At 42.8% G+C, this 25109-nt stretch carries 21 protein-coding genes, 3 pseudogenes and 1 CRISPR repeat array (1 of these 25 cut by a window edge); of the genes and pseudogenes, 4 read left to right on the top strand and 20 right to left on the bottom strand.

Annotated features, from left to right (window positions below):
- Positions 1-362: direct repeats of the CRISPR family, unit length 30 nt; unit sequence GTTTCAATTCCTTATAGGTAGGCTGATAAC; it reaches 1003 nt to the left of the window's first position.
- 45 nt (positions 363-407) lie between these two features.
- From DRED_RS19480 to DRED_RS19475, 14 genes and pseudogenes are all read right to left on the bottom strand, one after another.
- Positions 408-542: a hypothetical protein gene (locus DRED_RS19480; protein ID WP_274376904.1), complete on the bottom strand. Its 135-nt coding sequence runs from the start codon at positions 540-542 to the stop codon at positions 408-410.
- A 17-nt stretch (positions 543-559) separates the two neighbouring features.
- A complete protein-coding gene (locus DRED_RS02915) occupies positions 560-2911 on the bottom strand; it encodes a CRISPR-associated helicase/endonuclease Cas3 (RefSeq protein ID WP_011876920.1) in 2352 nt (783 codons plus the stop codon).
- Entirely contained in the window at positions 2908-3636 is a 729-nt protein-coding gene (cas5b, locus tag DRED_RS02910; protein ID WP_011876919.1) for a type I-B CRISPR-associated protein Cas5b, read from the bottom strand. Before cas5b ends, DRED_RS02915 begins: the two co-directional genes overlap by 4 nt.
- A 1-nt stretch (position 3637) precedes the next feature.
- Positions 3638-4627 carry a type I-B CRISPR-associated protein Cas7/Csh2 gene (gene cas7b, locus DRED_RS02905; protein ID WP_011876918.1) on the bottom strand — a complete coding sequence of 330 codons (990 nt, stop codon included), beginning with the start codon at positions 4625-4627 and terminating at the stop codon, positions 3638-3640.
- Positions 4627-6663: a TM1802 family CRISPR-associated protein gene (locus DRED_RS02900; protein ID WP_011876917.1), complete on the bottom strand. Its 2037-nt coding sequence runs from the start codon at positions 6661-6663 to the stop codon at positions 4627-4629. Before DRED_RS02900 ends, cas7b begins: the two co-directional genes overlap by 1 nt.
- 15 nt (positions 6664-6678) lie before the next feature.
- Positions 6679-7437: a CRISPR-associated endoribonuclease Cas6 gene (gene cas6 / locus DRED_RS02895; protein WP_011876916.1), complete on the bottom strand. Its 759-nt coding sequence runs from the start codon at positions 7435-7437 to the stop codon at positions 6679-6681.
- Between the two features lie 209 nt (positions 7438-7646).
- Positions 7647-8882: an IS1182-like element ISDre5 family transposase gene (locus tag DRED_RS02890; protein ID WP_011876915.1), complete on the bottom strand. Its 1236-nt coding sequence runs from the start codon at positions 8880-8882 to the stop codon at positions 7647-7649.
- Between the two features lie 773 nt (positions 8883-9655).
- A pseudogene (locus tag DRED_RS18520) lies at positions 9656-9847 on the bottom strand (IS1380 family transposase); the annotation flags it as partial.
- A gap of 196 nt (positions 9848-10043) precedes the next feature.
- Positions 10044-10844 carry an ExeA family protein gene (locus DRED_RS02885; protein ID WP_011876914.1) on the bottom strand — a complete coding sequence of 267 codons (801 nt, stop codon included), beginning with the start codon at positions 10842-10844 and terminating at the stop codon, positions 10044-10046.
- Positions 10844-12223 (bottom strand): IS481 family transposase, encoded by a 1380-nt coding sequence (locus DRED_RS02880; protein WP_011876913.1) that lies wholly within the window; start codon positions 12221-12223, stop codon positions 10844-10846. The genes DRED_RS02885 and DRED_RS02880 overlap by 1 nt, the downstream gene beginning before the upstream one ends.
- 163 nt (positions 12224-12386) lie before the next feature.
- Positions 12387-12692 carry a hypothetical protein gene (locus tag DRED_RS19160; RefSeq protein ID WP_238442640.1) on the bottom strand — a complete coding sequence of 102 codons (306 nt, stop codon included), beginning with the start codon at positions 12690-12692 and terminating at the stop codon, positions 12387-12389.
- Positions 12693-12707: 15 nt separating this feature from the next.
- Positions 12708-12968 (bottom strand): annotated as a pseudogene (locus DRED_RS19155) (DUF6431 domain-containing protein); the annotation flags it as partial.
- A 151-nt stretch (positions 12969-13119) separates the two neighbouring features.
- Positions 13120-14115, bottom strand: a pseudogene (locus DRED_RS02870) (IS1380-like element ISDre4 family transposase); the annotation flags it as partial.
- Positions 14116-14302: 187 nt separating this feature from the next.
- Complete coding sequence (locus DRED_RS19475; RefSeq protein ID WP_274376903.1) at positions 14303-14434, bottom strand: hypothetical protein; 132 nt, start codon at positions 14432-14434, stop codon at positions 14303-14305.
- 637 nt (positions 14435-15071) lie between these two features.
- On the opposite strand from DRED_RS19475, the gene DRED_RS02865 reads away from it, so the two are divergent.
- Positions 15072-17288: a dynamin family protein gene (locus DRED_RS02865; RefSeq protein WP_011876910.1), complete on the top strand. Its 2217-nt coding sequence runs from the start codon at positions 15072-15074 to the stop codon at positions 17286-17288.
- 24 nt (positions 17289-17312) lie between these two features.
- On the top strand, positions 17313-18410 hold the full coding sequence (locus DRED_RS02860; RefSeq protein ID WP_011876909.1) for an HNH endonuclease signature motif containing protein: 1098 nt from the start codon (positions 17313-17315) through the stop codon (positions 18408-18410).
- Positions 18411-18491: 81 nt separating this feature from the next.
- Here DRED_RS02860 and DRED_RS02855 read toward each other — a convergent pair whose 3' ends face one another.
- The 6 genes from DRED_RS02855 to DRED_RS02830 all read right to left on the bottom strand — a co-directional run bounded on the left by DRED_RS02855 (position 18492) and on the right by DRED_RS02830 (position 24126).
- Entirely contained in the window at positions 18492-18902 is a 411-nt protein-coding gene (locus DRED_RS02855) for a hypothetical protein (protein WP_011876908.1), read from the bottom strand.
- Positions 18903-18945: 43 nt separating this feature from the next.
- Positions 18946-19359, bottom strand: coding sequence for a HEPN domain-containing protein (locus tag DRED_RS02850; protein WP_011876907.1), 414 nt, complete (start codon positions 19357-19359; stop codon positions 18946-18948).
- Positions 19356-19697 (bottom strand): nucleotidyltransferase domain-containing protein, encoded by a 342-nt coding sequence (locus DRED_RS02845; protein ID WP_011876906.1) that lies wholly within the window; start codon positions 19695-19697, stop codon positions 19356-19358. The genes DRED_RS02850 and DRED_RS02845 overlap by 4 nt, the downstream gene beginning before the upstream one ends.
- Positions 19698-20099: 402 nt before the next feature.
- Complete coding sequence (locus tag DRED_RS02840; RefSeq protein ID WP_011876905.1) at positions 20100-22331, bottom strand: S8 family peptidase; 2232 nt, start codon at positions 22329-22331, stop codon at positions 20100-20102.
- Positions 22324-23499: an AAA family ATPase gene (locus tag DRED_RS02835; RefSeq protein WP_011876904.1), complete on the bottom strand. Its 1176-nt coding sequence runs from the start codon at positions 23497-23499 to the stop codon at positions 22324-22326. Before DRED_RS02835 ends, DRED_RS02840 begins: the two co-directional genes overlap by 8 nt.
- A 309-nt stretch (positions 23500-23808) precedes the next feature.
- Entirely contained in the window at positions 23809-24126 is a 318-nt protein-coding gene (locus tag DRED_RS02830) for an SWIM zinc finger family protein (protein WP_041274406.1), read from the bottom strand.
- Between the two features lie 41 nt (positions 24127-24167).
- Here DRED_RS02830 and DRED_RS02825 point away from each other — a divergent pair, with 41 nt between their 5' ends.
- Both DRED_RS02825 and DRED_RS18515 read left to right on the top strand, forming a co-directional pair.
- Complete coding sequence (locus DRED_RS02825) at positions 24168-24494, top strand: hypothetical protein (RefSeq protein ID WP_041274405.1); 327 nt, start codon at positions 24168-24170, stop codon at positions 24492-24494.
- A 119-nt stretch (positions 24495-24613) separates the two neighbouring features.
- Positions 24614-24754, top strand: a complete 141-nt coding sequence (locus DRED_RS18515; RefSeq protein WP_156779568.1) for a hypothetical protein — start codon at positions 24614-24616, stop codon at positions 24752-24754.
- The last annotated feature ends 355 nt before the right edge of the window (positions 24755-25109 follow it).

Genomic DNA, 25109 nt, shown 5'->3' with positions numbered 1-25109 from the left:
TCAATTCCTTATAGGTAGGCTGATAACCAAATTTAACGCCTAGTTTTAAAGCATCTTGATATTGTTTCAATTCCTTATAGGTAGGCTGATAACCAATATTTTCCTCGGTAACTAATACGTTTTCGTAATTGTGTTTCAATTCCTTATAGGTAGGCTGATAACGAAACCGGAAAATTGCAACCAAGCCTTGAAACAATGTTTCAATTCCTTATAGGTAGGCTGATAACACAGTACCTCCAGAAAACGATACTGCCAAGGATAGGGAGTTTCAATTCCTTATAGGTAGGCTGATAACTCTTTTGTGCTTTGATCCCTGCTTCCTAAAAATACGGGTTTCAATTCCTTATAGGTAGGCTGATAACCCGTCAAAATTCAGTAAATATGCGGCCTGCCGTTTGACAGACCTTTTATTTAACCACCACCGGGGAGTAAGGGTAAAACCCCGCACCCCGCATGTTATAAGCATCTATGTGTTTTGCCATTGTCGTCGATCCCCCGGAGTTATTACGCCACCGGAGATCGACGACTTTTTTAGCCTTCATTACTAACACCGGAAACTCTATAAAATCATTGTTTCTCCCTCAATCAATAATCCCTGTTTACTGTTATAATAACCCTCCCGAACCACCCACCAACTCCCCATGAATTCATCTGCTATTTGTTCTGGGTGGAAACCTGGTTGGGCAAAAATACTAACTGAAACAAGGGCAATTCTGCCGGACAGTTTTCTCCACGCTTCCCTTCTTTCCCACCTGTCCTTTATACGGCCCACTATCTGCATTTCATCCCTCAACTCTGCATCTTGTTCCAACACCAAAAAATCTATCTGCAATCGTTCTTTACCCCTAAGCAGCTCCTTTACCGGCGTATCCTCCTGCCATTTGGCAAAGCGTATCAAATGATTGTACCCAGTATCCTTTTGCTCGGTTAAATCTTTAAAATACTGAGTGGATAAAGTTATTATTTCCTTCTCCTGAATTTCCTGCTTATCTGCTAAAATTTTTCTGGTAATTTGCAGGTGGGTAGTATCATATATCATTTCTGAATATCTTTTGTCCTGTTCATTGATTAAATCCACCACCTCAACGACACCCTGGGCCCTTAGCCCTTCACGGTTGCATCTTCCGGCAATTTGAATAATGCTGTCCAGGGGGCCAAAATCCCGGATAACTCGATCCATATCAATATCCACACCGGCCTCAATACACTGGGTTGATACAACAACACAGGGTTTGCCCTGTTTGATTTGTTTTACTATTTCCAGCCTGTCCTTTGGTGTCACATCGGCACTGATAAAGAACAGCGGCACATCTCCATACTCAGCAGGCCAACTTTGGCTAAGAAAATCCCGCACCCTGCGAGCACTGTGGCGGGTATTTAGGGTGATCAGAATGCGATTGCTACATTCCAGCCAACCAATCAATCTGTCTGACATTTCTTCGCAGAAATTATCCAACGTCTGTGATTCCTGTAGCCGTAGTTGCAGGGTGTAACGATTAAACAGGGTAAAATATCCTTGGTAGTCCGGCAATAAAGGAAGTGCCTCTTTCATAAAGGGCGGTAGCGTGGCTGACATCAGTAGCAACCTGCTATTGCCCTCACTGGCTAGGGCCTGAAATACCTTTTCCAGTGTCTGCCATAATTTACAAGGCAATGCTTGTACTTCATCCATGATTATCATGGCATCACACAGATTATGAAACCTCATTTGGTACTTAGCCCGGGGATCTAACAAACTCATTAAAAACTGGTCATAGGTTGTAATGATTATTTCACTGCGCCAGGTATCAATAAAAAAACGACCGTCCTCATCCTCTAACCCCCTGGCGTAGTGGCGATCGGCCAGGGAATGGCTCTGGATAAGCCAGCGACCATCTGTTTCTTGCCCACTGTGGGATAATAGCCTGGCATATTCCCTGGCCGTTTGGTCGATGACTGATAAAAATGGTAGTACAATGATAATCTTGGGCGGAGCCTGTCCTTCGGTCACCCGTTCTCTTAATTTAAGGGCCCAAGTGGCTGCCAGCATGGTTTTGCCACAGCCTGTTGGAGCGGTGAGACTGTAAAGGTTGGTGTTTTTGGCCTCCAGTGCGGCAATTACCCCTTGCCTTGCCCTTTGTCTCAATTGATTAATTGAGGTCTCCGGGGGCTTGCCAATTTTATCCTCAACCCACCGGGACTGCCAATGCCGAACCTCTCTGTTTAAATACACCTCTGGGCTGGATACTGCCAGCAAAGCCTTATCCGCTTCCAGTAAAACCGAATAGAGCAGTTGCGCCTTCATTCTTAATCTTAGGGCTTCTTCCAAACTTAGGGAGGCAAATATGCCATATATTCTTGTGATTAAAAATCTCTTCATTTCCCTCAAAGATTTGGCTGGGTCGCTTTGCAATGCCTGGGCCAAACCATAAGACCCAAATTCTACCTTTGTTTCCTGCTCTAGTGCAGGGAAATCGATGCTGGCTAATTGCCGTTTCAAGAGTGACGCCTTTTCTCCCCCCGCAAAGCCGTCGATATCCCATTGGGGGCAACATACGCCCCCTATTTTCTTCTCCGGGATGGTTGGCAGTCTGCTGTGATGCCCGGCAACAGCGGCGGCAATGACCAGGGTGTGTAACTCCTCCCAGGATTGCTGCCTTGCAATGGCCAGTGTCAGCAGTAAAGAAAGAGTTGAATGGGCCTTCTCCTGGGGATCACCCTGATAACCCTCTGGATTTTCGATATATTCCTGAAAGGCAGGGGTACCCTTGCCCAAATCATGGTATTTGGCCAGATGGCCCAGCAATAACTTTATATCATTGGTTATTGTGTCAGTAGTATGCCAATCTCTTATTGCCTTTGTGGCCTGGTTAACCTGCTCAATGTGCTGGTGTAAAAAAAGGTGTGGGTGTGATTTTAGTTGTTCTGTCATATAAACATCAAAACCCGGTCCCCAACTTGGTAGGCTTGCTCTGTCTCTACCATCACCGGGTGGCCCTTAGTTTCAATGAAGTAGCTAGAGTGGCCAAATACCCGGCTAGAAGTAACGGTTCTGGGCATACGGAGGGGTTGAAGTGCCAGCTCCTGGTCGTATACCTGGGTTAAATCTAGTTTGGCCTGTTCCTGCGGAATAATGGATGTTACGGGGTAACTGCCCCTGGGCAATTTTTCTGCCATTAAGGTCCCCAAGTATTCGATATCTGCCATCATCTCTGAAAGGCCTAGGCAGGGTTGAAAATGCCAGCACCGCTCCTTTAGTCGCTGTTCCAATTGTTGATGGTAGGGTTCTGGCAAGGCAACCCAAATAGTGTAAGCAGGGTTAAACAGCCATTCCTGGGTGATTAACGTAGCCATTTCTGGCTTTGTAGTCTTTTCCTGTTTTTGGTTATTTTTCACCACCTGGGGCAGTGCTTCGGGCGGGTCCTTACGCAGTTTAGCCTTATGCCAGTGGCTTTGGGGTACCGGCCCAGCCAGGGCAATGTGTAGCGGCTCCAACAGTTCCTGGGGGAGATCCTTTTCCAGGCCCAGTACCGCCCCCAGGATGCCCAGTAAAACTGTCCGGGGCGGCACCGGGTAGCTTAGGGCACTGGTCCCCGCCTCCGCCCGGAGAAAATGACCAAACCGGCCACTAAGGCGGAAAGCAATTAGTTTCATCATGTTATTCCACTGCCTTTGTTACATTTTCTATATCCATTAGTTGCCATTTTACCGGTATCTCCTGCAGTAATTGCAGATCCGGTGAAACAGCATAGCGCACGTTCTTAATTCGCTGGCTTTGTCCTTCAATTCTCTCTATTAGTTTGGCTAAATCTACCTTGTAATCTTCGGGGGAGGCCCAGCTTTTTTCTTCCTTATCGTCCCCTGCAAGAAGTTTTACATAGTCGTGCAGGCGGCCAAACTGAAATTCTTCTCCCTCATTGTATTCAATACTGATTAACAGGTGGGGTATTTGGCCCACCTTCGTCCGGGTATTGGCGGCAGACCGAACACCGTGCCACATGGATTTCAGCAACAGGTCGTAGTCGTTATCGCTCATATGGGAAGTTTTAGCCGAATGTTGGTTTGCTATCCCCGAGAAGCCAATCAGTGCATAACGCAACCCATAAAAGGTGGTAAAGGTTCCCTGGGTTTTGGAATCATCACTGCCAAAGAAGGAAGTTCCGTGTATATCTACACTTTCTGCCTGGTGCAGCACCTCACCCATGTTTATCTGGGTGGCACCGGTGAGTGTTTTGGGCTCGGGTTTTGGCTCCCAGGTAGTTTCCTTCCCCTTGGCATCTTTAACCTTTTCAGCCTTAAAGGCAAGTGAACTGCCAAAAATACGGGCATCAATGAAGGAATCCAGTAGGATATCAACCAGTTGGCTACCTTCGGCCTTTTCCTGGCCGGTTTTGTTTAGATAGTAAGCCACCCGGCCGGTAAGGTTGGTGGTTCTCCCTTCGATGTTATCCACTAAAATAGCATGGCCAAGTTGCTTTAAAAAGTCTCTACTGTAGCGTTTCAGCCGTACATCTGTCACATAATAGGTGCCGTCCGGCAGTACACGGGGGCGGTTTTCATCCGGATCACCATTGGGGTTACCCATTTTAATATCGTACAGGAATAAGAACTCTTTTCGACCCGATAAAGTATTGACTTGCTTTTCCATTAGGCCTCATTCTCCTTCTCAGTTTTTTTCGAAAGAATAACAGTTGTCATGGCCTGTCCCAGCAACAGGTAATAGTTTGTTTGTACTTCGCTTAGCTTAATATTGTCCCCCAAGGCAATGCCCAGAGTACTAATTTCTGTAATCAATTCCCTTACCGCCTGGGATTTTTCGGCTTCGTAGGCTAGTATTTTGCTTCTGATCTTGGTATAAAGTTCTGGTAAATCTTTACCCTTTAGGGTAAGGCGTTTCAGCCAAGTTAAAGCATTGGCCCCTACGTTTACCCCTTTGCCCCCTTGAATCATTAGTAATCTGCCATATAACACACCCAGCAAAAAGGCATAGGCTTTTTCAGGTGTATCGATGCCGCTTTGAGAACCAAAGTACGGCTGGAGTTCAGCCATTGCAGGCTTGTAAAACTGCTTTTCCATTTCCATAACCCCCACCTGTTTAAAATAGTACAACCACCAGTTAACATGCTTAATCCACCCTGCGGGTGTTAAGTAGGATCCGTTTTTCCCTGTTCCTTCGTAAAGAAGTCCTGTATATCCATCCTTCTTTTGGGATGCTTCTAGCCAATGCCAGCGGGCGGTAGTTATTGTTTCTTGCCAAAACCGTTCTAGTAACACCGGCGTCCGGTGGTATACGCAGGCAGCTAGTTGTTTTTTTACTTGAAACAATTGCTTACTGGCATTTATATCCTTCGCTTTTTTGCCCCCGGGCCGGTAGAATAGTACTTTTAGTGCTCTTAGTGATAAATCCGGCCTAAAGTCTGCCGTTTCTATTGCCAAGGGAACATTGGGAAATAGAGGATGGTGCCAATTGCGGGAAGCCTCATTCAACAGGGATAATTCTCTTAACCGGCTGGGCAACACACTGTGAATCATACCTGTAACATTTTCTAGGTTTTGTCCTACATCAGCCCATAAAAAGATTAAGCTAAGAATGCTTTTTTCATCTTTCAAAATATCCAGCAGGCTTTCTTCGTCCTGGGTTACATTACTGTTCATGTTGTTAATATAATCGGTTACGTCGGACAGAAGTTCTTGCCTTACCTCCGCCGCTAAACCGGGAAAAAATACCGGTATCACCAGTGCGGAATCACCGGCAATTTTGCTGCCAAAAAATTGCCGATCCTTGTTCGGACCCCCTTTTTTAATGACATGATGTTTGTACACGTATAACAGATCCGCACAGGCCCCACAGAGGGCATAGCCCTTCCAGGCCTGGGCCGGGTTAACACCCGGAAAGACACCAATCCGATCGGTGTTTTTAAAGTTGATACCCGCACCTTTTAGGGCATTGGGAAAAACAGTTACCTTAGTTGCATTACACAGGGGACATTCTCCGTCTTCCTGTGCCCGGGCTTCGCTAGTTACATACCGTTCACCCGCCAGCTTTTCCCCGAGTAAGTAGTCAATATATTCCGATACTTCACCAGGTAACCGTCCGTTTCTGTCTTTCACCGCTAGGAAAACGGTATTCTTCTCTGGGCCGATCCTTTGCACCACACAGTCTAACAAATTAGCGTAACCCTCTTGTTGCCAATCCACAGTGGAATGATCCACCAGTTTTAACCGAGGGGCACTGAGGATTTCCACTATCTGTTTAAAATAGGATGACCAGGGTTTATTATCTGAAGCTATTTCTGCAAAGCTTTTCATGGTGGTATTAAGAATTTTGGCGCTTGGGCCACTCTTGCCGCTTTGATAACTACGTTTAATCACAGGCCCCATCTGGGGGCTTTGGGAACCAGGGGGTTTAATAAAAGGTAATTTATCCTGGGTACAACCAACCCGACTCCCGCCCGGCTCATGGATCATGTCCTGTACCGTCAGTTCCACAACCCCCGTTGCTTTTTCCTCTAGTAGATAAACCTTTTCGATTCTGCCGCTGTCCTCCACCAAGTAGGGAAACATCCTGCCCGGGGAGTTTTTTCTAAATTCCTGATACCACTGCTCCGGATCCTGGGGCACCGGGTAACCAGCCAATTCCTGAACTAGGTAATCCAGGGCCAGTGTTCGCATGGCCTCAATCAATTTATCGCTCCCTTTCTATCCGTTGTTACACAGTTCAAACAACCCAAACCCCTGGCTGTTCTTGCTGCCAATGCCAGATTCGTAGGCCAATTTTAACATTTTGGGGTGGCCCGAAATATGATAATTCCCTAACCAACCTTTAATCACAGTTCCTTTATAGATGATGATTTTCTGCTGGCTTGCTCGAAATGAATTTGCTACTTCAATGCAGAAGAATAGTTTAGACCAATCCTCACCGTAAAAGGCACTGGCCTTTTTGACTAAATTTTGAGCGATTAGCCTAGTAAACTCCCTCTCAGTCGGGGAATAGTAGTAGGTTTTTTTGCTGCCTTCCCTCGTTTCAAGGGTGCTATACATCGTTACCGGGGAGAGCATTTTAACGGGATAGCTTTGGTCTTGATTAAAAGGTGGTGTCACTGCCAATTTAATTTCTTTCACTTGCAATTGATTTTTACCAATTTGAATGAACCCCCGAGCTAATAGGCTGTTGGCCAGATTTTCCAGAAACTCTGTCCAAGGACTGGAGATGTAGAGTAATACCGGCGGAGTGATCCTTAGGGTTTTATCCTGCTGGTTAAAGTAACTTTTCCCCATCAGCCTGGAAAAAGTAAATAGCTTAAAGCGTCGTTGGTTATAATCAAAACCATGATCATGTAGAAATGCCTGCATAAGTGGGTCGGTTAATAAATTATAAATTAACCCCTGAATTTGTTGTTGATAATTAGTAGCCAACAATACTGGGTTTTCTGAGTCCAATAGTAGTTGTAGCCTCATATTTATTCATCCCTGTTTAGTATTTTTTTAATTGAATGAATTGCATAATTGTTAATCCAGAAAAACGTGAATCCAAGAGTACAAAATAGCTTAATTTTTTAAAATAAATTTTGAAAATTTAGGATCTCAGCATTAATTTACAAAATTTACCTAATGAGTAGTGATAAGTATCCTATACTATAGTAAATCGCTTTAAATTAAAATATTTATTAAGCTGCCTGCTCAATTCTTTTGGTCTTTGCTACTGCAATACTACCAGCCAGTAGTGCAATACAACTCAATGTTATGTGGAGAGTAACTTTTTCCAATCCTCTGGTACGAATACTGTTAGCACCCAAGTGTTGTTTTAATCGACCAAAACATCTTTCTACGGAAGTTCTTTTGTTATAAAGGCTTTGCCAGTTCTTAGTACCACGGGCTGGTATACAGTTCATTCTTGGATCGTCTTTAACTTTAGTCTTTACAACTAAACCGTAGGAAGATGGTGAGCACCAGGCAGACCCGTAGGGGCAATCACATTTGCCCATTACATGCGGGCACCTATATTTATTGGTTCCAGCCTTTGCATCACTTCCCCAGAACACCATTCTTTGCCCCATTGAGCATATAGGGGTTCCATCAAAGTCACAGCCTTCAGGATGGTCCTTAGAGCCTCGGGAGTTAATGGGGATAATTGCTTGAGCATTGAAGTCGTTCATTACTACAGAGTAGATGTCTTTACTGTCATAGCCCATATCCATGGTATAGTATTTAGGTTTTTTTGAGTCTTCCAAGGCCTTGTTTACTAATTCGATTAAAGGTATTGCCATCTTAGCATCATGGGTATTAGCAGGTGTAACCATAATAGCAATTGGTAGTTCACTATGGCAATCAACTGCAACGTGAGCTTTATATCCAAACCAGGATATTTGGTTACCATGAGTATCCCTTTTAGCACCCCAGTTTGCAGTTTTGTCACCCTGCAAATCCTTTTTAGGCTTGGATTTTTCATACGCATCTATTTTGCTAGAGTCAATTGCAACACAATTCGAATCTATTAATCCCATATCTTTAGCACTTTTAACTAGGTTATCAAAAATCTGCTTCATGACACTTTCTGTTTTGTTTGTCTCATCAGTTGCTGCGAGTTTTTGTATCAGACGACTAAAGGTGGATTCACTTGGAATTGGTTTACTAAGCGAAAAACCACATTGGAACCGAAACCTTATATCATTAGATAGTCTTTTTACTAATGCAGCGACTGTAGGTATTTGTTCTAATTGTTTTGCCACTAATGCACGAATCATGTTACCGACACAGTGACCCTTTGGACCGAGAACCGCCCTTTTAACCACATTAAGGGCAGGAGATAGATCCAAAACTGAAAGAACCTTTTGCAATTTTGTCTCTGGTTCAAATTTTAGTAGTTCTTCGAAGGAAAATAGGTTTGGTTGTAGAAGATACAAGTAACTTCATCTCTCTGGTTGGTTATTTGTTGGTACTTATATCTTTTACCAGAACAGGGGTGAAGTCCTTTTTTTACCCTTCAGAAACCGCTAAAATATTGGACTCAGAAATATGCAATTTACTCAATTTATACTTTAATTTAGTATTTGTTTTCGGCAAGCATAGATAATGGGTTTATGCCACCGTGGTAAAGGTGGCTGGAACCGACAAAACTTTGTGCTGTTATCGTTTGCCATCGTATAAAAACATCCATTTAATTTTGTAATTACATCGTAAACCATAACCCCGACAGCTTTATGTCACAGGTTGATAAAAAATTTATTTTCTTTTTGCCCAGCGGTCGCGCTATAACCCCTCACATCTTCCCCCTGTGTTAGGATAGTTATCATAGACCTCTAAAACATTCTTTCTTTTGCGAACACAAATTGATTTTTTTAATTATAATCAGTCTAATGTACACATAAGAGTTCAACCGATAGATATAATTTCCTTTGACATACTTTGTCGAATTGTGATAAGAACCCTATCGAAATGATAAATACCATTACGGGATATTTATTATTCAGCTATTTCAACATATATTTATCGTGTATCCCTGAATCCGTAAGTTACCTATTCTGTAACCTTATCTTTCAGCAAAATATATAAAAATTTGTATTTTAAGGATTGCCACTAGCATTTAATGAATCTCTCAATAGTATTGAGCTTAAATTTGGCAATAAAAATCTAAGCACTCCTTTTAGTGCAAAGTTTTATCGTTCTGTGGATATTTCTATCTTGCTAAACACACAGAGTAAGCTTGTTTAAATGTTTCAAACCAGGGACTGTGCTTTCCAAATCGTAATTTCTTCTTTCTTGCATGTGAAACTAACAGTGATGCCAACGTGATTAAGTTCTGAATCACCGTCCTAATCCTACGGCGTTCTGCCTGCTTTCGCAAGGGCACATGCTGCATTCTAGTTGTTTGTCAATTCTCAAATTAAATCATCCAGGATTCTTAAATTAAAAACTCTCTGTTTTATATAGTCCTATCAAAAATTATTAAATTGTAATGGCAATAATTAGTCTGTTTATCAAATTAAAATAGATTCGTTCCTCTAGGAATATAAAAAACGCCGGGATGATAAAACCACCACAGCGTCTCCAAAGATTGAGTCTGTTCAAATATTAAGTTCATTTTGGGCCTGGTAAACTACCTCTTCATCAATTTGCCTTAACTTTTTGTAATAAGCGTAAAGCAGACAATTAGTAACTAAATTGTTAATTAACCGTGGTAAGCCTTTTGTTGTGGCATAGATAGCGTCAATTGCTGAATCGGTGAAAATCTCTTCGATTAACCCTGCTTGCTTTAATCGGCTGGTGCAATAATCTCTAATTTCTTCAGGTTTTAACCCCTGCATAATATGTTTCACTACCAAACGTTGCCTTAGTGGGTTATTGATGTTGAGTGATAACTTAGATCGAATTAAAGGTTGTCCTGCTAAGACAAGAATAAAGGGATTTTGCGAGTCCATTTTAAAGTTAAAAATGAGCCTTAAATCCTCTAACAACTTGTTTGAAGCTAAATGTATTTCATCTAAGATAATTACCGGCGTAATCCGGCGTTCATAGTACATAGAATTGATAGCGCCCTGAATTTGACGGAAAATAGCTACCTTTTTGTGTTTAGGTTGCTCACCAAGTTCTAAGGCAAGTCCCTGATAAAATTCCAACACAGTAACAGTCGCCAAAGAAAAATAACAATGCTTGTAGAGAGCTGGGTTTAACTCATTAACAAATTTTCTCAAAGCTGTTGATTTGCCAGCACCTGGTTCACCTGCAACTAACCCGATTCCACGGGTACTTTGCAAATATTTTAACCTCGATTCTAGTTCCAATAAGTCTTGGCTAATAAATAATTTGTCCGCCGGTACTTCTTTAGAAAAAGGGTTAAATTTAAGTCCAAAGAATTGTGTAAACATTAGCGATCACCTACTTCTCTTGACGATTGTTTAAGTTGGTCATCAATTTGAGCATAAGAAATACTAGGAGTTGCTTTCTGTTCCGACGTTTCAACCGATTCCAGTAACTCCTGTGATGACTGAGATTGCCGACCTCGACCCTTTCTTTTAGCCCTAGCATTGTCAAAAAAATTTACTTGTCTGGCCTCACCAACTTTCATACCATCCCGGTATAATAAAATTGGTTGGTTTGAATTAGCTAACCAATCTGGGTCGTACCGTACCTCTAGTCGTGAATTGGCTAAGCTTTGCTCCGTTTCATAAAGAATAGATTCAACAGACAGGGTCGCATCATGATTAACTTTTCTGGTAACGCGCAATAAAAAATGCTCCTCTAATAATTGGGGGTTGGCTAAAAAATTAATATTATGGACTTGAGCCATAAAAAAATCTAATGGACTCATATTTAAAGCACTATGGGTCTTGCGCTGATAATCTTCCTCCAGCCATTGCCAAAAATATAAATTTAGTTGGTCTAAACTTTTTAATTTAGTGGGGTCTAATCTAGATAAAAAGCGTTGCCTCACAGTATGAAAAAACCTTTCAATTTTACCCTTAGACGTAGGGGTGAAAGGTTCTGTATGAATTAACGAGCAACCTAATCCAGCACAAAGCATATTTAGTTGATCACTACGATAAACTTTTCCGTTATCTGTATAGATCATTTTGGGAATTCCTCGTTTTAGAACAGCCTCTTTCAAAGCTACTCGAAGAGCTACGAAGTTTTGAAAAAAGAAGAATTGTGCATGTGTTATCAACCTGGAGGCATCATCGATAAATGCGATTAGGTAGGCTTGTTTCTTTGATTTACCTATACTAATATATGGACCAAACATAATATCAGTTTGCCATAATTCATTAATTCTTTGGTGAGAAAAACGTTTAAGTTCCTTCTCACCAGGGTTTTCTGGATCTTTACCTGCAGCCAGTTCAGGATTAGCGACCAGAAAACGGTAAAAAGTCGCTCGTGACAACTTTTCCGGAAGAATAACTTTATCTTTAACTAACTCTTCATAGAGCAGTGCGCTAGTAATCCGTGGCATTTGGCTTCTTTTCTTACGAATTTCATCAGCAATCTCTAGGCTTACCTTTCGGCTTTTACCCTTATCCGATCGGTAACCTGGCTTTAATGAGTCTAATCCCCCACGACGATAATCACTTAACCAACACATAAGAGTTTTTGGGGAATACATCCTGAATCCATAATAGGGCATATCAATGGGCTTAACACATATAGTTTCGAAATAATCCTTTTGGTTTTTAACCTGGCCATTTAGTACTGGACTAATCAAAGAAAATTTCTTAAGAGCAATACTTTCCCTATCTTTGGCTGTGAGCATAACAAAATACACCTCCACCTGTGTGTTAACTGTCAGAGGAGGTCTAACCGGTTAAATTTCTCCCACAAACTGCATAATACCACCGAGCAATAGCCTTTCCTACGCAAAAGTTGTGTTTTTGCCTTCTCCACCAAAATTTAAGTTTAAAACTACTTTCAGTAGGTTAAGCTAATTTGCGAGAAGCCATAAAAGTGTTATTGGATTGTGTGAAAAACCTTGTGGAGAAGGCCTGGATTTGACCGAATCCAGTTTTCACAATAATTAACACCTTTCGGGCTTCTTTTTTTATGTCATCTTCCTTTGGAAGAATTACCTGAGGCATCATTTGACGTAGTACTGCTTTGATAAATTTAAGGTTAGCTTTAAATCTACGGCGGTAAAATTGCAGATGTTGTCTTTGCCACTGTAACCTTGATGTTAATACTTTTAAAAGAGGAATTAGGTTTAAATAATGCCACAGTAGAGCCAAGAAGATCGTTACCAAGGAATACTGAAAGTATGGTAAGCAAAATGACGGCAGATAGGAAAAAGTATGGCCACAATACTTACAATAATATCGACGAATTAAGATGCGACCATTAAAACCAAGGGTTATTACATTGCGAATGTAGTATCCGTGAGGCCTGGGAGGTACAGGGATTTTGCAATCTGGATGTAAGCAAGTATATGGCTTCGGAAAGGAATATTCATAACCACATTGATAGTATTGTTTTGGTGTGGTCTTAGAATCAAAAATAAGTTGCATGATGATAATCACCTCGCAACTCAAAATACCCAATTAGGACTAAAATTATATGAGAAAAAATACTCAAATTAATTTAGTGCTTAAGCTATTCGCAGATTAGTTAATCTGATAATTATTGAGCCTATATAGCTAGATTAAATTGCTAATCTACAGTTGTTGATTGTCCTATCATGCGCAACAGATTGTAGGCCACTACTCCAAAATGTAGTATTAGGTTGTTAGTGTCAAATTTGCCAGAGGGCAGTCTTTCTAAATCCAGGTCTGTCTTAAGTTCGCTGTGAAACTGCTCACTGGTGCCATGTTCGTGGTATAGTCTTTCGATTACATGTGGAGGGTCTGGCAATGAGGTCCAATAGGTTTCTGCCTCCACCTGGGGTACGAGAAATATCTGGCCATCTTTACCAAAGGTTCTTTCGGTAATTTTGTAAACTACCCTGATTTCTCTTTTCAGCTCCTTTTTGTATTTCATCATGGAACCATAGTAGACTTTTTTACCTTCACGTTCCTGGCAGTAAATATCTTTATTGTTCTTTGCCAATAGTAGCCACCCTTCAGGGGTTTCTTTGCGAAGGTTTCGCTTAATAATGAAATCAGCCTTAGTATCATCATTTAAGCAAATTTCAATATTACTAGCGCTGTCATTGCCTGAGTCCATCCTTAAAAGCAAAGGCAACTGGGTAATTTTTCGGGCATAGCGAATGCTTTCAGCAACGAATTCTGAGGTGTTCTTTTGGCAATGTTCACTCCCTTGGCGTAGCTCAGTATTTACGCAATAACCTTCCTTTGCTAGATATGCAAAGATGGGAGCGTAACCATCGGTGCCTTTGTAGGTGCGGGAGACCCCTTCTTTTTTGGTGTTGGAGTTATCAAAGGGAGACACATCAATATCTAGTGGAAGATAAGCTCTATTTTCTTGACCCAGGTACACTGGGGTTAGAGGTGCATTTGTTTTTTTGATTAGCCCCGCAGATTCTTCCAACAGGATATTATTCCATTGCTTATCTTTAGCAACCATATCTAATCGTTGGCGAAGGGTTGGGCTTGACGGTGTCTCTTTGATGTTTAACGAGATTGCAAAGAAATTATCTTCTCGAAAGGGTTCAATGTGGTCAAAATCACTCTTGCCTTGGCATAACAAGCCAATGTAGGTCCTTCATTTCCCTATAAATTATGGGGTTAGACAGAAAATTACTTTACGGATTCAGGCTAAGGTAAATTAATCTCAGGTTATAGGTTACTGGCTTAATGTTATCCGATAAATATTCCATTAGACATTGCTTTAATTGTGGAGATTGCCAACTTCCAGGGTAACGATTAAAAAATCTTTGTATATGCTACCGATAATCATTAATTGTTGTTGTGCTTTTCCCCTGTGCCTGTTTCCAAAACAGAAAGCCCTGTAGTGCTTCTTCCCATGTCGTGGACATCTCAACAACTTCTTTAACTTTTGTCTGTTTTCTTGCCATAATAAAAAACCTCCTTAGTGTTTACAACACCACGGAGGGAACAAGTCCTGTGTGTTGAAGAGCTATTTTAAGACACACAGGATTTATGCTAAAAAACAAAAATTCCAGAACGTCCTTAAACGTCTGGAACCCTTGCAAATACTAATATGGTGCCCGGAGCCGGGGTCGAACCGGCACGGTCGTGAAACCGCAGGATTTTAAGTCTTGAAAAGAGTGTTTTCCAATCACATGGTTGTCTTAGAAATCCAGCAAAATCAAGGTTTCCGTCCACAAAGGTTTACAGCTTTATATCGGTGTCCGCAGGTTATGGCTACGATTAGGCACCTTTTTGTTTGCCTTTTGTTTCTCGATACTATCATTAATACTTTTTTATAATTTATCAGTGTCCTTTCTTTGCAGTTGCGAAGTTAAAAGGACACTGAATTTTTTTACGTTAATTATCATATTGCAAAGTCATCTGTTAATTTAATTATTACGTTAATTATTCTTTAAAATATATTAATTCTGTCAAACCGTCTAGTACTTTATGTCACATCTAATCATAAATTGTCGCACAAATTTTATTGCAAATATGCCAATATGGCATATAATGTTTAATTAGTAAGGATAAAACAGCATATCAAGGAGGGGAAAGTATATGTCTGATGACTTTGATTTGAAGGGTTACCGCGAAAATAAATTGAAAATTACTCAGGCAGAACTGGCCAGTTGGCTTGGTGTAACGCAGGACTACATCTCAAAAATTGAAAACGGAAATATTTCTGTTGGACTAGACTTCCTACTTAAGTTTTGTAATGCAGTTGGGGACACGCCCGATGGAGTATTAAACTTCAAGCTAAATAACCCAGGCCCACTTGAAATTGGTGATGTTTATAAAGAAATTAAACTTAAAAAGAAAATGTTAGACCTACATGTACAGCCCCGGATAGAAAAATTTAATTATGATGAAAACAATTATGGTACTGCTTTAACTAAAATAGACGAACTCTATGACATTATTAATATATATGGCTCAAAGCCCCTAGTGGCTTTTCTAGGCCCCTCTGACGCTGGCAAAAGCCGTTTAATTAATATATTAACCGGCCTAGACGTCCTGCTTGCCCAGTGGACTCCAACAACGGCAGCTACGGTTTATCTTAAGCATATCGAGGACAAGCCCAAGTGGATGGGGTCAGATGATGTATGGGTGTTTAAAGCAGAAAGTGAAGAAAAAGGATGGGATTTCCGGAGATACTACGATCCAGATTACTGTAATCAGTACAAGGTTTTCAGCGGTGGCTTAGAGATACTAACCAAATACTGTAACCGTCACACCGAAAACCTGTATAAACAGGTAGATTCTGCAGTCGTTTATCTCGAATCCGAAATTCTTAAGGCCTGTGACATTGTCGATCTTCCGGGCTTTGGAACAGATAATCACAGAGATACCGCCCAGGCCCAAAGAGCAAGGGAAAAGGCTGATGTTGTGGTATTCCTTTGTCAGAGTAACGGTTTCTTAAATCACGAAAACGACCTTATTTTCCTTAAGAACGTTATCCAGTGCTTACCTCCAGTGAATTTATCAACTAACCTACCAGTACTCTCAAATCTTATGATTGTCGCTTCACAAGCCCATATAGTAGGTGAAAGTCAAGTAGAGAATTTATTTAGAAGAGGGTATACTGCCCTTGATAACCAACTAAACGAAGGTGTTATTCGTTCGGTATTTAAAATTTCAAAACCAGAATTCCTTAGTCAACTAAAAAACAGATTTTTCTCCTACTCTATAGAAAGTACTAATCTTAGAAAAGATTTTGTAGCTGAATTAAAACGTTTGTTAGAAGAAGTATTACCCGTCTTAAGAAACAAACTTCTTAATAATGCAATTCAGGAATTTATTAACAATACCGGTGAACTTTTTGCAGATGAAACAAAAAAATTCCAATTGGCTTTAAATGAAAGGGAGACTACAAAAAAAATATATGAAAAGAAGCTACAGGGAAAGCCCAGGCTGTATGCACAAATTCAGGACGGCAGGGAGAAAATCATAGATCTCATAGAATATCTAAAAAAGGAAGATTGTCAAAAACTAAAAACGTGGGAAGAAAAAAATATAACTGTAAAAACCATCGAAAAAATCATAGAAGATAAGAAATACACCAAAAAGCAGGCACAGCAGTATCTGGCATCTAATATTACTGATCTCTACTTTGTTGAATTGCAAAACATTGTAAGTAGGAGTTCCGAAGTTTTTGCAAGAGAATCTAAAAAGCTCTTTGCAGATATAGAAAAAACTAGCAATGAGTTTAATAAACTTCCTATGGGTCAAGTAGATATTCCTTTTGACTTTAAGGGAGCAATGGCTGGAGGCTTGGCAGGTGCAACAGTGTTGGGAGGCCTTTCGGTTATGGCGGCCTCAATGGGCAATCTTGGAGGATATATTCTTGTTGCAAAAGGCGTCAGTGTACTGTCTGCAATGGGCGTTTCAGTAGGGGGTACTGCCGCCGCAGCATCAGCAGTAGCAGCACTTGGTGGCCCTATTACCATTGGCTTAGCCCTTGCAGCTACAGCTTATGTACTAATTCAGGCATTCTTTGGTGAGAGCTGGAAGACAAGGCTTGCTAAGCAGGTAAAAGAAGCGTTAACAAAAGAAAAGGTTCTGGAGAATTACAGTAATGAAGTGGTAAAGTTCTGGGATGAAACAAAGACAGCCTTCCTTTCTCTCGTAGATACAATCATTAATAAATATGAAGAACATCTTTTGGATCTTAAAGTTATTATTGAAACATATAATGAGGTTGAGCTTCGCGATAAAGTACGGAAATCTTGGGAGATGAAGCATTTTTTCGAAGAAATTCCCTGGGATCAGAGTTAGCTTCTGAGGAAGGGGGGGCAATAAATGTTTGAGTCTACAGCGAAGAATATTCTAAGCGGGATATCAGATACAACTAAAAAAGTAGTAAATGAGGCCGTGGACTTTATTGAAGAAGCCACTAGAGAAAACAAACTAACCGGGGCTGTTAGAGAAGTGGGAACTTCAGTAATAGACGTAACAAATAATACTCTTCATAAAGTCGTTGAAGTCGCCGATGGTTCAATGGATGTGGTAAAAGGAGTAGTTCAAGGTGATGATTTCACGAGAGATGACGGATTTTGTAAAATCAAGGACGCAGTAACAGAAACTACAGAAAAAATTGGGTCCGGTATAATGCTAACGTTCGAAGCTGGCGGAAAAACCATAAAAGGACTAGTCGAATCTGGCAGTGCGGCCTTAAATGGTGGTGACGTACAGGTTGGACTTGATAAAGCGATTGATGGTGCTACTCAGATAACAAAGACTTTAGCTGTTGGGGGACTTGCTCTAGGTGCTCTTGATGTTCTTGATCTTCCTACAGATGATATCGATGGTTTTCAAGAAGAGGCAGAACTGCCAGGGGGTGATGCCTCTGATATAGGCATAGAGCAGATGGCGGATAGCAAGGACGTCCCACACATTACACACATAGTATCTGATTGGTCAAACCCCATCAATACACCACATTTATTTTCTGTACAGGATGCTGAGGCTGCAGATTTTGCTCAGGAGCCCATTAGTATTGATAATCTTATCGCAATGCCAGCTGACCCTGATGGTTTAACTGTAGAACTAGATTATGAACCTGGAGAGGGTTTATTGCCCGAGGTATCTGTAGATGAAATCGAAGGTGTAGAGAATGGTATGGCCAGTGATGAAGCATTTGATCAGTTAATTGATATCGGTTGCGTTGAAGATACGACTCATATAGAAGATCCCCCAAGAAGTGACGCAGCTGTAAGGTCTTTCCTTAATAAGTATGGGTATGAACAAACACCAGAAGGTTACGAGGTTCATCACATAATCCCGTTATCTGAAGGCGGTGCGGATAGTCCAGATAACATGGTATTAGTCACAGAAGAAATGCATGACGATATAACGGCAGCACAGAGAGACTATTATGGATGGGGAAGGGATAATTAAGAGCTATTTATTAAATACAGCCGGTGTTCTTCCACTTTTGCAAGCCGCAAAAGTGGAAGGGCACCGGGAGGATTCTCCATATTATTTAGTAGGCCGTTGGTTCAGCAGTATCTTGATCGTATCCAGTTGCTCGTTCCCATAGTCCTTCACTAACCTCTCTAACAGCAAGGCTTTTTCCTCTGGTGATAAGTTCGGCTTTTTTACCCTAACGGGCAACTGTATAACTTTACCGGTTGCCTTACGTTTACCAAACATAACTTCATCAATTCTTTGCGACGCTTCCTGATGGTGATAGGTAAAATCATAGGCCCCGCTCTGATCAAAGTAGGCCCAATCAAAGTCAAGTCTTGATAACCCATCATCAAGTCCAAAGGCAGAGATTAAAATAGCTTTCGAATTGGCCATCTTCGGAAACTTTTTTTCCAATCTAACACCAACTCTAATAACCTTACCATCGGCCAGCAAGTAACACTTACATTTAACTCTGGGCATATCACACCTCGGTAAAACTCTATTACATAAAAAACTTTAGCAGCTATTCGGTGCCTTCCATTTTGCCTTTTTGCATTTCCTTTTGTAAAAAGCTAATTGCCTCGTCAATTAAAGCCCTAACATCGTCCCTTGCCTCACGAACCTGTTCTTCGGTAAAAGTTGCAAAGTCTCTGTAATCAGCAACCGCTCTCATGTCAAATAACCTTCTAATTGTTTTACTGGATTGTATACTCATCAACCCAGGTTTGACAAATTCCCGGTTAAATAAGGATATGACACCTTTATGCTTTGGTGAGTCTAGGCCTTTTGTAGCTAACAAAGACCTCACTGCATGAAATGAAGCATAATAAAATCTGTTTATAGCACCTTCGTAAAAGTGATTTTCGAAGGATATTTCTCCCTCTTCAAAGGTGGTATCAGCCTTTTCAATTCTCCATAAAGCCAGTTCAAAACTCATAGGACAATTCCTTCCTTTTGGAGATTTTTATAGAAAAGGGTTTCTTGGAAAAGGGGATAGCGTTGCTCTTCTTCAGAATCAACAATCACCGAAAGCAATAGATCCCGCTCAAAGCCAACATCGAAGGCAATATCATGGATAGCATGCCAGACTTTATTCGATTTATCTTTCACTACAACTAAAATATCGATATCCGAATCGGGGGTATACATTCCCCGGGCTGTTGAGCCATATAGGCGAATTTCAATAAGATTGTCCTGCAGTTGAGACTTTACCCTGTCAGAAAATTCCTGTATCGCCTCAGCCACCTGAGCTGGCATAGTAATATTTTTATCCATACCAACACCCCCTCAAAAATATTATATTCTTTTAGGACTCTAAAAGTCTAGCAGACCCTTCCTCACTTTAGACATCCACCACACTTTATACTGGCGAAAAACAAAAAAGCCCCGGAATAAACCGAAGCTTCAAATAATAATGAAAAAACTGGCTTTATAGTCGAGGGCAGGATTTCATAATTCTTTGTTGAATACTATCTCTGAAGTTTTAAAGGTGAACACTCTAAGAGTTTCTCTTACGAACTGGGGTGTTGCTAACACAAGCACCACAGTTTAGTTGTTCGCTGCAAATCTCAAGAATGCCGTCTAGCACACGGCATTTTTTCTTTTTACAGCCGTTCAAGTAAAAAACCCCTCTCTTAAAGTATCTGCGTGCATACTAACTGAATGATTAGCCAGTATCTACCGAACTGGAATATGAATAGAAGTCATCGGCATGAATCTTCCACGGGTTTCATTTAAAATCTCGTTATAAATGTCGATATCCCCGGACAGATCCTCAATGGTTATGGCCATTGCATAGGGTATCTTCACATCGTTTGTTACATCCCAGCGGGTCCTCAGCTCTAACCAAACCTGCCAATCACCCGCATTGAACTTGGAGAAGTTGTTCCAAAAATGGTGGCAAACATCCCAATTGCGCCTGCCAAAGCCACCTTTGGGATTTACAGAAGGAAGTTTCTCACCATTACCAACCTTATGCAAGGAGGCTGAAATAAAGGCCCCAAGATATTCTTGACCCTTATCCCTGTAGATAGGTGGCTTTGATACACAAGTTACGGTGACTCTAGCGGTGTTTCTACCTGGTTTAGCTGCTAAAACCGAGGGCATATGGAAACGTACATGCTCTTTGGTCAAGCGGTCCAATTCACCTGCACGAACAAAGGTCACACGGGAAGGAGAAGAAAACAAACTTCTATCTGGGTCTGATAGGCCTCTGCCATAGAGATTGGCAATAAATTCGAGGTCTTCTATTTGCAACCCATCATCATCCCATAGGGGAGCTGCTCCGTGATAAAGCAGTGCCTTCGCCATCAAGATATCCCCACCGGGAATTTGTGACGCAATGACCGCAAGGTCACCCGCAACCACAGGTGCAGCGAAACTTGTACCACCTACAAACCGAGTCTCACCGTTAGGTATTAACACCAAAGCCCGGCGATCATTAACGAATTTTTTACCTTCAGCATCATAATAAGCATTTCCGCCGTAGGAAACCAGATCAGGCTTTGTAAATCCAGCAAAGCCAGGTCCTCTGCGACTAAAGGGGGCTATCTCATTCACCTTCGATAAACTTAAGGGATGTTCCCGACCAGCAATGGCGCCCACTGTAATGCCTAACATAGAATCAGCTGGAGCAGAAATTCTGGTGTCGTCATCATCTAGCACTTCTTCAAGACTATCCGCTGTTGGCCAAACCTTATGGTTACCACTGGAAATAAGGAATTGCACATCGTGCAACCGCATAAGGTTGTCCAGCTCATACCCAGTAATACTTATTTCATCCCCTTCAATGGGAGACTCCTTAATATTGGCTGAGATATTGAAAATCTTGGAGATACCCGATAACTGTTCTACGGCCTTGCGTACCCTTTTCATATACGCAATATCAGATACCTCACCATCCAATACAACTGCATCCAGCACCCGAACCCTGGGGGTTAGCACATCATTTTCGATTAGTTGATTAGCTAAATCGGTACCAAAGATGGCCCGACTCGCCACCGCTGTTCCATGCGGGTTATCCCCTGGTGTTACGCCATCAGCAACCCAGCGGGTAAACACCAATTGATTCAGTGGTTCAGGAAGCTGAATCCCCGTATCCAAAATCACAACCACTGGTAATGCGTCGAGGGCAATCTCCGGATTAAGTTCCAGAGACATTGGAAGAAACGTGTCTGTTTCTTCGCCCTCAACAGCCGTGAAAAACTTAGTCTCCTCTACCCGGTACACTGAATCATCCTGGGAAATCCACTCAATGGCCATTGAAGGTATAATGGTTCGCACTACAGGAGTTCCATCAGATAAAATAAAGTCCTCAACATATTCCCCACACACTTGTTCAATGGAACCCCTCATTTTGGACATAGCACTTTCATATTTGCCAGACGTCAGATTGGGCATAAGCATCAGTTGTATATCTACCTTCTCTGGGGGCTTATCTCCTTGTAAAAACAACCTGCGAATACCACTGGCTTGCTTATCACTAACGGTAAAGGGTTCGAAACCATCAATGTACTGAAAATCGGTGAATTTGCCTCTTTCTCTGTAGTTTTCAATCCGGTTGCGTAAGCGTTGAAACAAATGAGGGGTGGTGGACACCACTGCATTACGCCGATCCTTTACAGCGTTAACCGTTAATCCATTATCCTCCAAGAATTTCCTGCGCTGCTTGTTGTCAAGTTTTTCTGATTCAGGCAGCAACACTTTAAAAACGACTAAATCCTCAGGCAGTGCCCCCTGAGGCATTTCCTTGTAGTAAGCAACAATGGCTTCTAAGGCTCTGGACAACTTCTTCCCGTGCTCTCCGTGGGTAACATCCCGTGGTTTATTCCGCCCTTGTGGTTCATTATTCAGTCGATCTACTTCTTCCTCGGGTATCCAGAGGTGTGGACGTTGTTTGTCATCATCCATCTAAATCACCTTCCTTTATTCGATCTCTTATAGTGGATTTTGGAACACCCAAAGCCCGTTCCAGGACTCTAAGTGAAACTCCCTTTTTATTCAACTGCCGGATATAGCTCCAAAATTCCTCGTTGTTTTCCTTTGAATAGAGGGTGACCTGTCTTATCAAAGTATCTAGTAAATGCTCCGTTTCAATCACTTCGCCTGGATAGTTCACCAACACATATTTAGCAGTTGCCCTGACAATTTCTTGAATTTGCGACCCGTTTAGTCCTTCGGCAACCTTACTAACCAAAGCATAATCAAACTGCTTTGCCACAGGATAATCGGACAACCATTTGGTAAACAACCGTTTACGTTGAAGCAAGTCCGGCAGTTCCAACATAATCACCACATTGAAACGCCTCCAGATGGCTGGGTCCAGCAAATGATGATGGTTGGTAGCCGCTATTAGAAAAACATTGTTGGGCATATTATCAAAGTTTTGCAGCAGGGTGGTCACCACCCTTTTTAGTTCGCCTAACTCATGGGCGTCGTCACGCTTTTTAGCAATGGCATCAAATTCATCCAAGAACAACACCACACGTTGGTTTTTTACCGAATCAAAAACCTTCCTAAGATTGGTGCTGGTCTGGCCCAGATAGGAAGATACAAGACCATCCAAACGGACATAGGCCATTGAAATCCCTAACGCCTGTGCCATCGCCATTGCTGTCATGGTTTTTCCACAACCCGGTGGGCCGCATAAAAGAACTCTATTAACCGGGGTGAGTCCCTTCCTTAGCAAAACCTCGGCATTTTTCTGTTCGCCAAGAATTTGGGTCAAAATCTCTTTTTGCTTTTCCGGTAGGATGATATCCTCTAAACGAACAGCTGGATTCACCAGATCATAGAGTTCAAACAAACTTTCTCTGTCCCTGGGGACACTATTAAACTGCCCCCCTTGAATGGTAAACCCTGAGCTTTTTAACCCAGAGGGTGCTATGGTATGATCCTGGGTACCACCAACAGTTTGACTGTTTTTGCTCGGCCGGTAGGCATTTCTGATTGACTGGGCAACCGAAACATTCCCCTTCTTTTCCTCATCGTTAGCTAATTCCATCAAAGCCTGTTCAAATTTGGCCTCCTGACCCGAACAATGTGCTTCGATCAATTTTGCCACCAGCGTAGCCTTCACTCTTTATCACCTCCAAATTCCGTCCATCTCCGTCCACTCGATTTATGATACCATATATTATCCATGTTTTCCAATAGTATCTTTGCAATTTTTTCGGACATTTCCGTACACGGATGTTTTGGCACAGGTCCTAATCCAATTCCTCGGGTCCATCACAGGCCAGAAGGAAGCTACTGCTTCCTTCCGCTCTGTACCCTGGGGGCAACTGCCCCCCCAGGAATAGCAACGTCCAAACTGCCCTTCCGCAGCCGCTCCCCCAGCAGCGGGAGCAGCAAGAGCAGCCCCCGCAGGGGGGCAAAGCCCACCTTGCTAGGTGGGCCGTACCTCCTCCGGCTGGCGGTGGGCGCTGCGCTCGGCGGCGTAGTAGGCCAGCTCGGCCATCGCTACGAAGGCGATGTGCTTACACAGCACCTTTCTCACCAGGGCATCCTCGCAGCTGCAAAAGCAGCCATTGGGCTGGAGGGTGACGCCGTACTTCTTGCCTGCATATTTGACGTAGCCGGAGACTTCAACCCCACGCTGGACGAACACCCGGTGCCTGACTTCAAACTGCCAGCCTTGCTGCAGGCCCACCAGGGCGCGGGCAAAACGACCTTCTTCTACTTTGGACAGCACTTTTCTCAACATACTTGATAACCTCCCGTTTTTCTTGCAACAGGACGGAGCCGGTGCCGGGGCTGTCAAGGGTGGAGGCGGCAGCCGGAAAGTGGAGAAAATTTTTATTAACCGGACCCCAAAGGCCCGCTCTCATTCGGTTAATAAAAATTTTCAGAGCGGCCCTTGATAGCCCCGGCATTGCCGCTGCACCTGGTACTACACTAGCTCTGGTTTTGGCGGCCTGCTCGCCGCCAAAACCCATCGGAGCGGAAAAATCCACAGTGACCACTGAGGTATGGCGCAGGAAGCAGCGGCAAAGGCGCAGTATCATGGAAAAAGCGGGAGATGACCGATGCCCCCTCCAACGGGAGGGGGATAGGGGGTGGGTTTTCCGATGAAGGACCCCAAAGGGTTGACTTGCACCATGTCCCGACCCCAGAAGATTACCCAAAGAGGGACATTTCAATGGCCGGCAGCCGCCGGCCTAATGCAGGGAGCTTCAGCGGTGGACTAGCGTTTGGACTGGGTAAAACCGCTGACAGCGGCCAGCATGGGGGAGCAGCGTTCCACACAAGGGCAACGGCTAGGTGATGCTGCAGCAGGAAGCCTTTGTGCCGACCCGAAAGTCCTGCCAGCAGAGGCTGGCACGAAGGCTTGACCCCAGGGAAAGGCAGGGTGCCTGACCCCAAAGCCTTGACCCAATAGCAGAAGGCATGCTGCCGCAGGTGACCGGACCCGTAAGCACTGCAAGCACTTTGCCAGCGGGACAGGCCCCCGGACATTACCACCAAGCGGGCCGCTGGCAAGGTGCGGCCCATGACCCCACAGGATGACCCCGGATAGGCCGAAGCTGACGCAAGGAGTGCAGCGGAGCAAAACGGAGTGCGTGAGCGGAGGCCGAGACCCCAAAGCACGGCAAGCACTCTGGTGGGAATTCATGACCCAGAATCTTACCCCTAAGGAATTCCCGCCAGTGTGCGGCTTAGGACCCAAAAGAAATGCCCCGGCAGGCC

This window comes from Desulforamulus reducens MI-1 (assembly GCF_000016165.1).
GTDB lineage: Bacteria > Bacillota > Desulfotomaculia > Desulfotomaculales > Desulfotomaculaceae > Desulfotomaculum > Desulfotomaculum reducens.
Note: the sequence above shows the minus strand (reverse complement) of the source record. Positions and strands in the feature narration are given on the sequence as shown.